The organism is Marinibacterium profundimaris (assembly GCF_002210095.1).
GTDB classification, from domain to species: domain Bacteria; phylum Pseudomonadota; class Alphaproteobacteria; order Rhodobacterales; family Rhodobacteraceae; genus Marinibacterium; species Marinibacterium profundimaris.
The window spans coordinates 14,509-26,890 of record NZ_AQQR01000017.1; the positions used below are offsets into that span (position 1 = coordinate 14,509).

A 12,382-nucleotide genomic window follows, 5' to 3' on the forward strand; every position below is an offset into this window, starting at 1 on the left:
TGGAGGTTGCTACATCAAAGATGCTAATCAGATGATGAGGGCTCTCCAGGGGAAACTTTGGGGGGCTCTTTTCTTTCGGGTCTTCGCTTTTCTCCTCTGCTCGTGTTGCTCTGTGTGGCCTGGGTTAGGACCCAGAGCCTCTCTCATTCCGCCACTGTACGAAGAGTTGCAAAAGCGTAGCTTCCGCGTGCTCTTCGAGCCATTGGCCGAATTCTGGACTGTCCTTCTTGGTGACCTTGAGCGCGATCGCCTTCTCATCGATTGTCAGCGTGCCCAATGAACTGCCGTTCTCATCATTGATGACCGAAGTCAGCCCACGATTGGGCGGCTTCTTGTCGCTACGTGCTTTGCTCGAGCAAGCCGAATAGACCGCTTGGAACTTTTCGGAACTAGGAGTGTCGTCGGGCAGGGCGGCGAGCGCCTCTTTGGCGATGTCCACCAAATCTACCTTCACCGACAAGGCAGCTAGATCACCCCACTGCCGTCGTCCGATCCCATGTGCTGGCCCGATGAGTTGAACAAGACCGTCTGGCAGTTGTTCTATGACGACCCTGTGGTTGGATACGCCTTGCCGGGTCAGACCTAGAGCATCTTGAATGACACCGGGTTTGTACCCGGATTCTTGCATCTCTTTGATAAAAATAGACTTTTCTATAAAAGACGGATCAAGCCTGAGGTTGTTCTCCTGGCCTTGAGCGATCAGAGATGCGTCATCGTCCAAGGTTCGAACAATCGCCTTGACCGTTCCACCGACCTTACGGATCGCCGCAAGCCTGCGGCGGCCGTAGATGATGCGGTATCTGTCCGGTTGGGCTGATGGACGGACCATGATGGGCACTTGTTGGCCATGCTTGCGAATGCTCTCGGCCAACTCATCGATACTGGAATCTTCCAGCACCAACCGATCGCGCAGCCCATCCATGTCAATCTGATCGGGTTCGATATCGCGAATCGAGTTTGCTGTGATCTCGCGCAAAGAGTCGCGCAATCCTCCAACAGATCCCGGCAGCTTTGCCGCTTTTGGCGGGGTAGGGGAGGGGGCTCCGCTCTCCGTCTCATTCCTTGGAGGCTGGTTGAAGATGTTTCGGGCCATCAGCGACGCCCCCATGCCATTTGGATCGTCTGCTCTAGCTCATCGCCAACGCCATTCACGCTGGTCAGGGCGCGATCAATTGTCTTTCTGATGAATTGGCTTGGATCGACTTCGTAGACGGTCTGCTGCGTCATCCCCGCGTCGGAGATCGCCGTAGACTTCAGCATCGGCTCTGTCATGACCTGACCTGCCAGAATTGATCTCAGGTAGCCTGCCATTTGGGTCTGCGGACCGTCCGACGGTTCATATCTGGTAATCAGGAACTTGACAAAATCCCATGTGACACGCCGACCGATGGCTTCCTCCACGGCCTTGACCGTTTCTGAAGCAAGCTTCAGGAATTGGCTCATGGATGCGATGTCAAGCATGCCAGGTACCACGGTAACCAAAAGCCCCGTCGAGGCTGCCAGCGCAGTCAGGGTTAGAAACCCAAGCTGAGGCGGGCAGTCGATCAGGACGATGTCGTAGTTTGCCTCAACCTCTTCAAGCGCCAAGGCGAGGCGCTCTGCAAAGATGGGCTGTACGCGACGGGCGAGAGCGTTTGCGGTCTCGGTTTCGTACTCCGAGAGCATCAAACCGGCGGGCACCATGTCGAGCTTATGGAAGTAGGTCTTTTGGATGACGTTCGAGAGAGGAACTTGGTCCTCATATCTCAAAGCATCATAGATTGTGCCGCCATCGGCGAACTCAAGCTCGGGCCGAAAGCCGAAAAACGTGGTCAAACTTGCTTGCGGATCGAGGTCTAGGACCAGCACGCGGTAACCGCGCAAGGCATACCTTTGCGCAAGATGAATCGTTGCAGTAGTCTTTGATGAACCGCCTTTGAAGTTGACGACGGATATCACCTGGAGACGATCGCCATCACGTCGACCTGGGCGGTAGCTTTCTGCGTTCTTTCCAGTGCGTCCAAGAACATCGCGCAACTCATCAATCTCTTGGGCTGTGTAGAACCGGTGTCCGCGGTTGTCTGTATGCACTTCCGGGAAGCTGCCGTCCTTGTGCCGGTTGCGCAGGTTAGATGTGCTTACGCGCAGGAGGCCGGCGACTTCGGTGGAACTGAAGCGGCGTAGGGACTTTCGTTCTTCGGGTTCGAAAGCGATCTTCATCTGGCGATCCAAAGACTCAGCCAGATTGTCGGCAAATGCTCCGATATCGGAAGAGCCTATGCCTTGCGTGTATCCAATGTTACGATCATCCATGTCCTGCCGCCCACTCTCGGCCTCTGTTGAGGCTCTTAGTCATTCTGACGGTGTACAGCGTGTCTGACGCGTTTTGCCGTCAGAATGGGAATGCCACGATCCAGTGAGTCCGGCAAGAAGAATCTAAATGTAGTGTGAAAGTTATCCACAACACCTATAGGTGTTGTCGTGTAAAAAACTCAGCAAGTCATTGATATAGATATATTAAATGCAGATCTAACCAAATCGAGCCGCTACTCTGTTGAGTTGGCACATTAGCAGCTAACCCCAAGCAACTAATGGCACTTTCTGCCTCCTGCGGAGTTTTCTCCCGGTGAAATTTTTTGGATTCGGGTCAGAAGCTACATCTGATTTTGGCTCGATTCGTACGGCATGAGGCCAAGTCGTTCCGCCCGCTCCAACAGCATTTTCACCGAAGACGGCTGCCATCTTGTTCGGCCACGAGGCGTGCGTTCGCGCATCGCTTCCAGCCGGGTGCAGATCGCCTGAAGCGTGATGTCGGGGTCCGCGCCCTTGATGCCGGCGACGATGGCGGGCAGACGGTCGTCGGTTTCGCGGCGCCCGGCGCGGGCTAGCACCTCGGCCGGCAGGAAGCCGTCGCCGACATAGGCCTTCACAGCGCGCAAGAGACGGCTTTGGGTCCAGCGACGCGCCTCGGGCAAGGGGCCGTTGATGATGCGCACCACGTCTTCCCAGGCCAAGTCGGGTCGCAACCGGCGCACATGGGGCACCCAATCTTGTGCCGTCTCGTTCAGACGCTCCATGTAGCCGTCTTGTCGCGCCAGCCGTACTTTGCGAAGAGCAGCAGGGTCTTTGGCCCGCAGTCCAGGGTTCCCGCCGACCCGGCCCTTGGTACGGGCGCTCGCCAGCCCCGCCTTGGTACGTTCCCGGATCAGCGCCCGCTCGAACTCGGCCGCGGCGCCCAGAACCTGCAGCGTGAACTTGCCTTGCGGGGATCCGGTGTCGATCGGGTCCTGAATGGAACGAAAGAACGCCCCCTTGGCCTCCAACCGTTCGATCACCTCGAGAAGGTGCGACAGAGACCGTGCGAGCCGGTCGATCCGTACGACAACCAGCGTGTCGCCCTTGCTAATGCGCTCCAGCAAGCGGGCAAGCACCGGCCGGGCACGATTGCCGCCTGAGGCGTGCTCTTCGAAGATCTCGACGCATCCCGCAGTTTGCAGGGCCTCAGACTGGGGCAGGGGGGTCTGATCCTCTGTGGATACGCGCGCATAGCCTATCAGGGGCATGAAAATCGGCCGTTTGCAATTTCATATACCGTTACTAAACGACCGTTTGTAAACGGATGCAAGGGCGCTCTCTGTGGCGCTGTTTACCGGAATGCCCTTGGTTTCCATACAATGAGCGCGATCAGAGAGCCCTCGCCGACCATCGCCCGCGCGTGCTATATAACGAGCGTGGGCGCACTCTGATAAAACCCTTGGGTAAAGTGCAGAATTCCAGTATTTTGCACATATGAAGCCTCCAGCGCCTGCCTTCCATGATGAACCGGACGCTCTCTTCCTCGACGCTGAGGAGGTGGAACAGTCGTCTGAGGAGGATCTTTGGTTCCTGCCCGGTCCCATGGAAGAGGAGCCGGATTATTTGCCGCCCGGACCACGGGCCGAACCGCGTGAAGCCGAGGTCCTCGACGATTGGCGGAAAGCAGAGGCGGGTCATGCCGCACGTCTTGCCCGTGTGGCCGGTCGCGTCGGCGCGCTGGACGACCGGCTAAAGCGCGGCCCTGACGGATGGCGGCACAGGCTTGCCCTGTTCGAGGCTGCCGACCTCAGCTGGTTCGCGGGCGACCGTATCGGCCCGGATCGGCTCGCGCTCTGGATGTCCATGCGCATTTCCGGCCTGCAAGACGACATCGACGCACTCGCGCGCGTCGGTTGGGCGGTACGTCGTCTGACAGGGGGGCCAGGCCCAGAGGTGGACCTGTCCGCCTTCCTCGACCGCCGCGATCCAGAGAACATGGCAAATGAAGCCGAGCCCTTTGCGGACCGCGCGGGCGGTTGGCTCGACCTGATGGCACAAGTCGCCGATCTTCACCCGATAGCCCGTGCTTGCGCGGGTTATCACTTCTGGAGCCTCGCGGGCCTCGGGCAGCAGGGCGATCGAATGGAAGCGGCCGTCACGGCCGCGCGGATCGCCGCCAGCGAGGAGAGAGGCGCAGTCTTTGCGCCTCTGGCCATGGGCGGGGCAGGGGGGCTGCGCGACGGCGGCCCACCCGCTGACCGTCTGGCGCGCTGGCTTGACGGGATGGAGACCGCCTGCCTGACCGCAATGCGGCACCTCGACGATATCCAGGCATGGTCAGCGAGGGCGGAAACCGAGATGACCCCACTCTCGGGAAAGACCCCACGCGCCTTGCGCGCCGTTCTGACCGAATGGCCTATTGTCTCTGCCCCGATGGCCGAGGCCCTGACCGATGTCAGCCGCGCCGCTGTCCAGCGCAATCTCGCTTGGATGCAGGCACAGGGTCTGGTCCGCGAGATGACCGGCCAGGGGCGGTATCGGATGTGGCGCACCACGAACTGAAAGCACAGAGCGCACCTTGGGCTGTCAGGGAACAGGACCGCCTCAACTTCCATTGCGTCATTCACCACGTGAATGATTGTGATCTGGTCAGCACTGATACGGTAAAAGATGAGGCATCGGTGGCGACAAGGTGAGGCAAACATCGGGGTTGAAGCTCCAGCGCTTATAGGGTAACCCCCTACCCTATGGGTCACACTGTCCAGAACAAATCCAAGCTTATCGCCAGAGTCCGCCGCCTGAGAGGGCAGATGGAGGCGATCGAACGGGCGCTGGAGGCGGAAGTCTCCTGCGCCGAAATCCTGAACCTCGCCGCCTCGGTCCGCGGGGCTACGAACGGCCTCGTCGTCGAACTTCTCGAGGATCACCTGCGCAACCACGTTGTCGACGTCGAAGGCGATGCGCAGCGCAAGGCCGGGGCGGACGAACTGATCGAAGTCATGAGAAGGCACCTGAAATGAGCCCGAACGCCGCCGCACCGCACGACCACGTCTTCCTCGGCGAGAACCACGCCCGCAACGAACGCCGCACTTGGGCAGTGATCGCGCTGACCGCGACCATGATGGTCGCTGAGATCACCGCCGGCACGATCTACGGGTCCATGGCGCTGCTGGCCGACGGCTGGCACATGTCCCCCATGCCTCGGCGCTTCTGATCACGGCGCTCGCCTATCGCTTCGCCCGCAAACACGCGCGCAACCCCCGCTTCACCTTCGGCACCGGAAAGCTCGGCGATCTCGCCGCCTTCGGTAGTGCTACCGTCCTCGCTATCGTCGCACTGCTGATCGGTTGGGAAAGCCTTGTCCGCCTGCGCAGTCCGGTCCCGATCAGCTTCGACGAGGCGATCCTCGTCGCCGTGATCGGCCTCTTGGTGAACCTCGTCAGCGCTTGGCTGCTCAAGGACGACCACAGCCACCACCACGGCCATGCTCATCACCAAGTGCAGGATCATGACCACGGGCACGACCATGATCAAGATCATGACCACGGGGCGGCAGCGACCCGCGGAGGAGACCGCGACAACAACCTGCGTGCGGCCTACCTGCACGTTCTAGCAGATGCACTGACATCCGTTCTTGCCATCGCAGCCCTGCTCGCGGGCCGCAGCTATGGCTGGGTCTGGCTCGACCCGGTGATCGGCATCGTGGGCGCCCTCGTCATCCTGAGCTGGTCGTGGGGACTGCTGCGCGACAGCGGATCGGTTCTCATGGACTATCTGCCCGACCACGAGGATCTTCCGGCCGAAGTGCGCGCAGCCATCGAGAGCGAGCATGACGAGATCGTCGATCTTCATGTCTGGCAGCTCGGGCCGGGGCATCACGGCGCCATCATTGCGCTCAAATCCACGCGCCCCGAACCGGTCGCGGCCTATCGTGCGCGGCTGCGGCACATCGACGAGCTGTCCCATGTGACCGTGGAAATCCATCCCGCCTGAGGTGCGAGGCTTCTCCTGAGCCTCGTGATCCTAGCCAATTCCCCTGTGCCGATGACCTCGTCTCGCGGCCGCCGAACATCTCCGAAAGGTAGCTGCGATGCCGACCATGTCCCCGCTGATGAAGATCGCCACTGGAAGCATCGTGGTCGGCATCGTCGTGCTGGCGCTGAAGACCCTCGCATGGTGGATGACCGGTTCGATCGCGCTGCTGTCCGATGCGCTCGAAAGTACGGTGAACGTCGCGACCGCCATTGCAGCGCTCATTGCGATCCGCCTCGCTTCACGACCCGCGGACGCCAATCACCCCTATGGCCACCACAAGGCGGAACTGTTCAGCGCGATCCTGGAAGGCGTGATGATCATCATCGCTGCGCTGCTGATCATGCGCGAAGCGTATCACGGGTTTCTCGCGCCGCGCATGCTGGACGCGCCACTCGAAGGCCTGCTGGTGAACGGCCTGGCCAGCGTGATCAATGCCTTCTGGTGCTGGATGCTGATCACGCAAGGACGCAAGCGGCGGTCGCCTGCGCTGGTTGCGGATGGCCGTCACCTTTTCACGGACGTCATCTCCTCTGTTGGCGTGACCTTCGGGGTTCTTGTGGCGATCCTGTCCGGGTGGGCCATGCTCGACCCTTTGATGGCGCTGATCGTGGCGATCAACATCCTCTGGTCCGGCTGGAGGGTGATGCGGGAGTCTCTCAGTGGTCTGCTGGACGAGGCCATCCCGGATGTGACCCTCGCGCAGGTGCGCGAGACGATCTCGCGGGAAGCCGAAGGCGCTGTCGAGGCGCATGACCTTCGCACGCGCCATGCCGGCCAGGCCTCGTTCGTCGAGTTCCACCTCATCGTCCCCGGCGAGATGACGGTGAACGCCGCGCACGACATCTGCGACCGGATCGAAGCGGCATTGAAGGAGATCCTGGAGGGCTGCGTCGTCACCATCCACGTCGAGCCGGAACGCAAGGCGAAGCACTCCGGCGTGGTGGTGCTGTAAGATCAGCAAGAAGACCGGGCTTCTCATCAACCGGGCATGCGGTTGCGCCGTCCCAAGCGTGAGGAATGGTTGCTTGAAAGCGCCGTGAGGTCAAACTGCACCAACAAACTTTGGCGCGCCATACGGACGATCACCCGTGCTAGGCCACTCAAATCCGTTCGCACGGATGCGGCATTTGCACTTTGAAGCCCTAGGCTCGACGTGAGACTCCTATGCCTTGCCGCAACTGCTGTGACCCAGTCACTTCCACCGTCTGGCTCTACGGCTTATAAATGCGTGGCCCAGCGAGGGTGGCTCTCGTCAATGATCAAGGCATGGCTGTGCCTGCGATGTCCCCTTAGGTGGGGATGGTCGAGTGGCAAATTATCGTGGGTGTGCTCAAGCTCAACGGGATCGCCGGACGGCCAGAGTTTCAGCGCTGCGAGCATTCCGAAGGCGGCGATGAGGGCCAGTCCGATCAGTGCGGGAACGACACCATAGACCGTCAGCAGCCATCCCGACAGCGGATAGGTCACAAGCCAGCAGGCGTGGGACAGCGCGAATTGCGCCGCGAAGAGTGCCGGGCGGTCCCCGGCGTGGGCGGAACGGCGCAGCAGTCGGCCGGAAGGGGTGAGGACAGCGGAATATCCGAGCCCCACCAGCAACCAAGCTGTCAGAAGGATGGACCAGCCAAGGCCCGCTCCAAGGACCGTCAACGCCAGACCGACCAGAGTAGCCACCATCAGCGCGGCTCCGCCGAACATCACAGGCCGGTCCGGCAACGCATCGAGAACACGCGGCAGGACCAGCGCGGCGATCATCGACCCTGCGCCGAAGGCGAACATCGTCCAGGCCAGAGCACTTTCCGACAGGCCGAGCGAGCCGCGCACAAGAACGACGGTATTGACCAGCACCATCGCACCTGCCGCCGCCGCCGCGAGGTTCAATGCCAAGAGCCCGCGCAAGCGGGGCGTGGCCAGATAGATGCGGATGCCGCGCGTAGTGCGGTCATAGACACCGCGCGGCTCGGATGGGCGGGGACTGGGCAGCACTACCGAAACAACCAGAAGGGCCGATGCGGCGAAACCGAGGACCGTGCCGAGGAAGAGCGAATTGTAGGACATCACCGCGAGCAGAAGGGCCGCAAGCGTCGGGCTGACGATGTTTTCCAGATCGTAGGCCAGCCGCGACAGCGACAGCGCGCGGGTATAGCGCGCCTCTTCGGGCAGAACGTCCGGGATCGTCGCCTGAAAGGTCGGCGTGAACGCGGCGGAAGCCGATTGAAGAAGGAAGATCAGGACGTAGACCTGCCAGACCTCGGTCACGAAGGGCAGTGCGAGCGCGACACCGGCACGCACCAGATCGAGCGTCACCAGAAGCGCGCGGCGCGGCACGCGGTCTGCGAAAGCCCCTGCAATGGGCGCGATGCCCACATAAGCAACCATCTTGATGGTGAAGACTGTGCCGAGGACCAGCGCCGCCCCGTCGCCCGAAAGATCAAAGGCGAGCAGGCCGAGAGCGACAGTCGCGAGCCCGGTTCCCAGAAGCGCCACGACCTGAGCCAGAAACAGATGACGGTAGGTGCGGTCGGAGAGGATGTCGAACATGGCGGACCTCAGAGATATCTGGCGATCGTGCGCAGCTGGGCACGATCTGTTTCGGAGCCTTCGACGTCCAGGCAATGATCCATGTGGTCATGGATCAGCGCCCGCTTGGCATTCGTGATGGCTTTTTCAACCGCCTGCATCTGCTGGGCGATCTCAAGGCATGGCTTGCCCGCCTCGATCATCTCGATCACGGCGCGCAAATGGCCGTCAGCACGTTTCAGCCGGGCGACGAGGGCGGGGTGGGTTGCATGGACTGGATGTTTTGTCATAAAGTAGTTCTATCCCCCCTGGGAGGATAGAACAAGATGGTGCCACGATGCACCACGCTAGAGACGAGCAGACGGGCAAAACCTATGGATACCTTGAGGACAGTTGTAAACGCCGCGTTTTCGACACTCTTATGTTTGGCCATACTCCTCTGGTCTGTGGTGCCCGCAACCTCGCACGCGCCCTCAGTCTTCGGCGTCCTTCAAGAGCACGCAGAAATGGTTGCTGAGCACGGTCATTCGCATGGACTGGAAGAAGACCTTGCCTGGGCCATGCATGGACACGGCCATGACAGCGTCGATCACGATCACAGTCAGGCGGTCGTGCCTGGCCCTGACCGATCGCCGCACCCGCTCGATATTCACAGAGCCGCATGGCCTTTGAGTTCGGCCACGTCGAACACCTTACAGACATACCAAATCGAACGACCTCCGCGCGTCTGATCGACTGCGCGCCAACAGCGCGCTGCATTCGATCATCAACACATATGCGGAGTCAAATCCATGAATACAGTCCACCAGGGCTGGACCGATCCCGGCATACGCCGGATCGTGATCCTGTCCTTCATTGCCCTTTCGGCGCTCGTCCTAAGTGCGGGCAACGCTCTCGCCCATGCCGTTACAGAAGGTGACGCAGGCTACATCCAGGAAATCTGGGGGGTGAACATCATTCCCTTCATGTATCTCGGCGCCAAGCACATGGTGACGGGTTACGATCACATCCTGTTCCTGCTCGGCGTCGTCTTCTTCCTCTACAAGATGAAGGACGTCGGCATCTACGTCAGCCTTTTTGCCATCGGCCATTCGACCACGATGCTCGCGGGCGTCTGGTTCGGCTGGGGCGTGAACGCCTATATCGTCGACGCTATCATCGGCCTGTCGGTCGTCTACAAGGCGCTCGACAATCTTGGAGCCTACCAACGCTGGTTCGGCTTCCAGCCGAACACCAAGGCCGCGACGTTGATCTTCGGCTTTTTCCACGGCACGGGCCTTGCCACGAAGATCCTCGACTACGAGATCGCATCAGATGGGCTGTTGGCCAATCTTCTGGCGTTCAACGTCGGCGTCGAGCTGGGCCAGATCATGGCGCTCGCCGTGATTCTCATCGTTATGGGCTACTGGCGGAAATCCCCGAACTTCTTTCGCCAAGCCTACACCGCCAACGTTGTCATGATGTCCATGGGGTTCATCCTCATGGGACTGCAAATCACCGGCTACTTCGTTGCCGCATAAGGAACTGGAGAGAAAAATGTTCAACGCAGAAAAACCGAGCCTTGATGAACTGCCAAGCTCAGCGCAGCTTATCCGATCCACCGCCATCGCGGCGGCCAGCGCGGTCGTCATTCTTGTGACGGTCGTACTTCCCGCCGAATACAACATCGACCCAACTGGGATCGGTGGCGCAATTGGGCTGGCGGAGATGGGTGAGATCAAAACCCAGCTCGCAGAAGAGGCCGAGGCTGATCGTCAGATCATGGAAGCCGAAGACGAGCAGTCAAGCTTGCTGAACGATGTCTTCGGGCTTTTTGTCGGTGCCGCACATGCGCAGGAAGCCGTGGTTTGGCGCGATGAGGCCACCTTCACGCTGGCACCGGGCGACTCGGCGGACTGGAAGATGGAGATGGATGCAGGCCAGGTGGCTGAGTACCGGATGCTCGTCGAAGGCGGCCGGGTGAATTTCGACCTGCACGGCCATGGCGGCGGCGAGACGGTGACCTATGAAAAAGGCCGAGGCTCCACCGGTTCCGAGGGCGAGGTCACCGCCGCGTTCGACGGACAACACGGCTGGTTCTGGCGCAATCGCGACAGTTCCGATGTGACGGTGACAATTCAGGTACGCGGCGAATATTCCGAGTTTGTGCAGCTCGACTAAGCGCAGGAAGGGCAGACGCGGCCATTCGTTTCGTCTGACGCGAATGGCCGCATTTGGGTTCGGCATACTGCGCAATGGCGTGCGAGAAGCATGGACCCGATTCAAGCCAAACCATATATTGAGATCACTGTTCAATTCTCTGCCACTCGCGCTTTAGTGAGGATTTAGCCCTTGAACCTCTAGTGGCTAGACGTTTTAGCATCGTAGATGTTGATCTGACAGATCCAGCACCAAATTAGAAACTGCGCGGAGTACGATACATGCTGACAAGACGACATTTCATCCAGACGACCGCTGCACTTTTCTCCGCGTCTATCTCGAGGCCGCTCCTCGCTGACACCTGGCCCACTGAAGCGGAAAAGGCTGCTTGGGATGCACAGGTTACACCGCCGGGCTACAACCCAGCCACATCAAACCCGTGGGGCCTGCATCCGCGCTTTCTGCCGCAGCGGGTTGTAGCTAAAGATGGTCTTGTGGCCGGTGACATCCATGTCGATGCTGTTGCGCGCTATCTTTACCATATCGAGGAAGGCGGAACGGCGATTCGCTATGGCGTAGCGATTGCTCGTGGCAAACTTTATGAGCCGGGCGTCTACACGATCAAGCGCAAGGTCAGGTGGCCGCATTGGCAGCCAACACAGAACATGATTGACCGCGATCCGGAGCTCTACGCCGATATCGCTGACGGTATGGAACCCGGACCTGAGAACGCGCTCGGGTCGCGGGCGCTTTATCTCTATGTCGGGGATCGGGACACCTATTTACGGATTCACGGCACTCCACAGCCGCGAAGCATCGGCGGCCGAGCGAGTTCCGGTTGTGTCCGAATGGTCATGGCCCACATTAACGATCTTTACGCGAATGTGGCGATTGGCTCGACAGCGTTCCTTTATTCGGCCGAGGACAGCGTGACCCCGCGAAGCTGACCCATGGATCGTCGGCGGTGTGACGGTCGAACGCGCCATTCAGGATTGGCGCACGGCACAGATGGGATTGCCGCCTGGCGATCGCAACGGCACCAAGGTCGTTTCCACCGGCCCGTTATGCTCATACCAATAGCAGTTATCTTCGGGACGTAGCCGTGCCGCGTTGAGATCTTGGTCGGGTGCCGCGAGGGCTGCGACAGACTCTGGAATATTCCCGATCCTGAATGGATCGTTGTCTTCCTTCGGAGGCACCGCACAGCCAGCCAGGGCCAATGTTGCAACCATGATCACCGCATATTTTTGAAGCATATCTATCTCACTCTTTGGCAGGTCAGCCGCGTCTTCAGACTTAGCGGCGCGTTTCAAGGTTCCGCAGGTCGGTGTCCTTATTTGACCAAGTTTTGGTTTTAGCTCTTGAAGCTCTAGTTACTGTAGGGGCTATGTCAATGTGGAATGAACGAATCCCGAGG

At 60.0% G+C, this 12,382-nt stretch carries 15 protein-coding genes; 8 read left to right on the plus strand and 7 right to left on the minus strand.

Annotated elements, in window-relative coordinates; all coding sequences use genetic code 11:
- Nucleotides 1–124 precede the first annotated feature (124 nt).
- The 3 genes from repB to ATO3_RS22785 form a co-directional block, all read right to left on the minus strand.
- Nucleotides 125–1,093, minus strand: a complete 969-nt coding sequence (gene repB, locus ATO3_RS22775; RefSeq protein ID WP_233152282.1) for a plasmid partitioning protein RepB — start codon at nt 1,091–1,093, stop codon at nt 125–127.
- The gene (gene repA, locus ATO3_RS22780) at nt 1,093–2,292 is read right to left on the minus strand and encodes a plasmid partitioning protein RepA (RefSeq protein WP_009807965.1); all 1,200 of its coding nucleotides are present in this window, start codon (nt 2,290–2,292) and stop codon (nt 1,093–1,095) included. Before repA ends, repB begins: the two co-directional genes overlap by 1 nt.
- Before the next feature lie 341 nt (nt 2,293–2,633).
- Entirely contained in the window at nt 2,634–3,542 is a 909-nt protein-coding gene (locus ATO3_RS22785; protein ID WP_024099421.1) for a recombinase family protein, read from the minus strand.
- Nucleotides 3,543–3,768: 226 nt separating this feature from the next.
- On the opposite strand from ATO3_RS22785, the gene ATO3_RS22790 reads away from it, so the two are divergent.
- The 5 genes from ATO3_RS22790 to ATO3_RS22805 all read left to right on the plus strand — a co-directional run bounded on the left by ATO3_RS22790 (nt 3,769) and on the right by ATO3_RS22805 (nt 7,261).
- Nucleotides 3,769–4,836 (plus strand): helix-turn-helix domain-containing protein, encoded by a 1,068-nt coding sequence (locus ATO3_RS22790; protein WP_088652205.1) that lies wholly within the window; start codon nt 3,769–3,771, stop codon nt 4,834–4,836.
- 248 nt (nt 4,837–5,084) lie between these two features.
- Nucleotides 5,085–5,294, plus strand: a complete 210-nt coding sequence (locus tag ATO3_RS22795; protein WP_370693061.1) for a metal-sensing transcriptional repressor — start codon at nt 5,085–5,087, stop codon at nt 5,292–5,294.
- Nucleotides 5,291–5,488 carry a hypothetical protein gene (locus ATO3_RS29640; protein ID WP_456298934.1) on the plus strand — a complete coding sequence of 66 codons (198 nt, stop codon included), beginning with the start codon at nt 5,291–5,293 and terminating at the stop codon, nt 5,486–5,488. Before ATO3_RS22795 ends, ATO3_RS29640 begins: the two co-directional genes overlap by 4 nt.
- Nucleotides 5,488–6,267 carry a CDF family Co(II)/Ni(II) efflux transporter DmeF gene (gene dmeF / locus ATO3_RS22800; protein WP_456298936.1) on the plus strand — a complete coding sequence of 260 codons (780 nt, stop codon included), beginning with the start codon at nt 5,488–5,490 and terminating at the stop codon, nt 6,265–6,267. Before ATO3_RS29640 ends, dmeF begins: the two co-directional genes overlap by 1 nt.
- Before the next feature lie 106 nt (nt 6,268–6,373).
- Nucleotides 6,374–7,261 carry a cation diffusion facilitator family transporter gene (locus tag ATO3_RS22805; protein ID WP_088652259.1) on the plus strand — a complete coding sequence of 296 codons (888 nt, stop codon included), beginning with the start codon at nt 6,374–6,376 and terminating at the stop codon, nt 7,259–7,261.
- 266 nt (nt 7,262–7,527) lie between these two features.
- On the opposite strand, the gene ATO3_RS22810 is transcribed toward ATO3_RS22805, so the two are convergent.
- The 3 genes from ATO3_RS22810 to ATO3_RS22820 form a co-directional block, all read right to left on the minus strand.
- Nucleotides 7,528–8,847, minus strand: a complete 1,320-nt coding sequence (locus ATO3_RS22810; protein ID WP_088652207.1) for an MFS transporter — start codon at nt 8,845–8,847, stop codon at nt 7,528–7,530.
- Between the two features lie 8 nt (nt 8,848–8,855).
- Nucleotides 8,856–9,116: a metal-sensing transcriptional repressor gene (locus ATO3_RS22815; protein WP_088652208.1), complete on the minus strand. Its 261-nt coding sequence runs from the start codon at nt 9,114–9,116 to the stop codon at nt 8,856–8,858.
- A gap of 183 nt (nt 9,117–9,299) precedes the next feature.
- On the minus strand, nt 9,300–9,479 hold the full coding sequence (locus ATO3_RS22820; protein ID WP_088652209.1) for a hypothetical protein: 180 nt from the start codon (nt 9,477–9,479) through the stop codon (nt 9,300–9,302).
- 138 nt (nt 9,480–9,617) lie between these two features.
- Here ATO3_RS22820 and ATO3_RS22825 point away from each other — a divergent pair, with 138 nt between their 5' ends.
- The 3 genes from ATO3_RS22825 (at nt 9,618) to ATO3_RS22835 (ending at nt 11,912) form a co-directional block, all read left to right on the plus strand.
- The gene (locus ATO3_RS22825; protein ID WP_088652210.1) at nt 9,618–10,346 is read left to right on the plus strand and encodes a HupE/UreJ family protein; all 729 of its coding nucleotides are present in this window, start codon (nt 9,618–9,620) and stop codon (nt 10,344–10,346) included.
- Between the two features lie 16 nt (nt 10,347–10,362).
- Complete coding sequence (locus tag ATO3_RS22830) at nt 10,363–10,986, plus strand: transmembrane anchor protein (protein ID WP_088652211.1); 624 nt, start codon at nt 10,363–10,365, stop codon at nt 10,984–10,986.
- A gap of 260 nt (nt 10,987–11,246) precedes the next feature.
- On the plus strand, nt 11,247–11,912 hold the full coding sequence (locus tag ATO3_RS22835) for a L,D-transpeptidase (RefSeq protein ID WP_088652212.1): 666 nt from the start codon (nt 11,247–11,249) through the stop codon (nt 11,910–11,912).
- 39 nt (nt 11,913–11,951) lie between these two features.
- Here the strand turns inward: ATO3_RS22835 and ATO3_RS22840 are convergent, their stop codons facing one another.
- On the minus strand, nt 11,952–12,221 hold the full coding sequence (locus ATO3_RS22840) for a hypothetical protein (RefSeq protein WP_088652213.1): 270 nt from the start codon (nt 12,219–12,221) through the stop codon (nt 11,952–11,954).
- Between the last annotated feature and the right edge of the window lie 161 nt (nt 12,222–12,382).

What these genes read in the sequence shown, in the direction of transcription:
- repB (WP_233152282.1), bottom strand. Translation starts at nt 1,093, where the DNA reads ATGGCCCGAAACATCTTCAACCAGCCTCCAAGGAATGAGACGGAGAGC.
- repA (WP_009807965.1), bottom strand. Translation starts at nt 2,292, where the DNA reads ATGGATGATCGTAACATTGGATACACGCAAGGCATAGGCTCTTCCGAT.
- ATO3_RS22785 (WP_024099421.1), bottom strand. Translation starts at nt 3,542, where the DNA reads ATGCCCCTGATAGGCTATGCGCGCGTATCCACAGAGGATCAGACCCCC.
- ATO3_RS22790 (WP_088652205.1), top strand. Translation starts at nt 3,769, where the DNA reads ATGAAGCCTCCAGCGCCTGCCTTCCATGATGAACCGGACGCTCTCTTC.
- ATO3_RS22795 (WP_370693061.1), top strand. Translation starts at nt 5,085, where the DNA reads ATGGAGGCGATCGAACGGGCGCTGGAGGCGGAAGTCTCCTGCGCCGAA.
- ATO3_RS29640 (WP_456298934.1), top strand. Translation starts at nt 5,291, where the DNA reads ATGAGCCCGAACGCCGCCGCACCGCACGACCACGTCTTCCTCGGCGAG.
- ATO3_RS22805 (WP_088652259.1), top strand. Translation starts at nt 6,374, where the DNA reads ATGTCCCCGCTGATGAAGATCGCCACTGGAAGCATCGTGGTCGGCATC.
- ATO3_RS22810 (WP_088652207.1), bottom strand. Translation starts at nt 8,847, where the DNA reads ATGTTCGACATCCTCTCCGACCGCACCTACCGTCATCTGTTTCTGGCT.
- ATO3_RS22815 (WP_088652208.1), bottom strand. Translation starts at nt 9,116, where the DNA reads ATGACAAAACATCCAGTCCATGCAACCCACCCCGCCCTCGTCGCCCGG.
- ATO3_RS22825 (WP_088652210.1), top strand. Translation starts at nt 9,618, where the DNA reads ATGAATACAGTCCACCAGGGCTGGACCGATCCCGGCATACGCCGGATC.
- ATO3_RS22830 (WP_088652211.1), top strand. Translation starts at nt 10,363, where the DNA reads ATGTTCAACGCAGAAAAACCGAGCCTTGATGAACTGCCAAGCTCAGCG.
- ATO3_RS22835 (WP_088652212.1), top strand. Translation starts at nt 11,247, where the DNA reads ATGCTGACAAGACGACATTTCATCCAGACGACCGCTGCACTTTTCTCC.
- ATO3_RS22840 (WP_088652213.1), bottom strand. Translation starts at nt 12,221, where the DNA reads ATGCTTCAAAAATATGCGGTGATCATGGTTGCAACATTGGCCCTGGCT.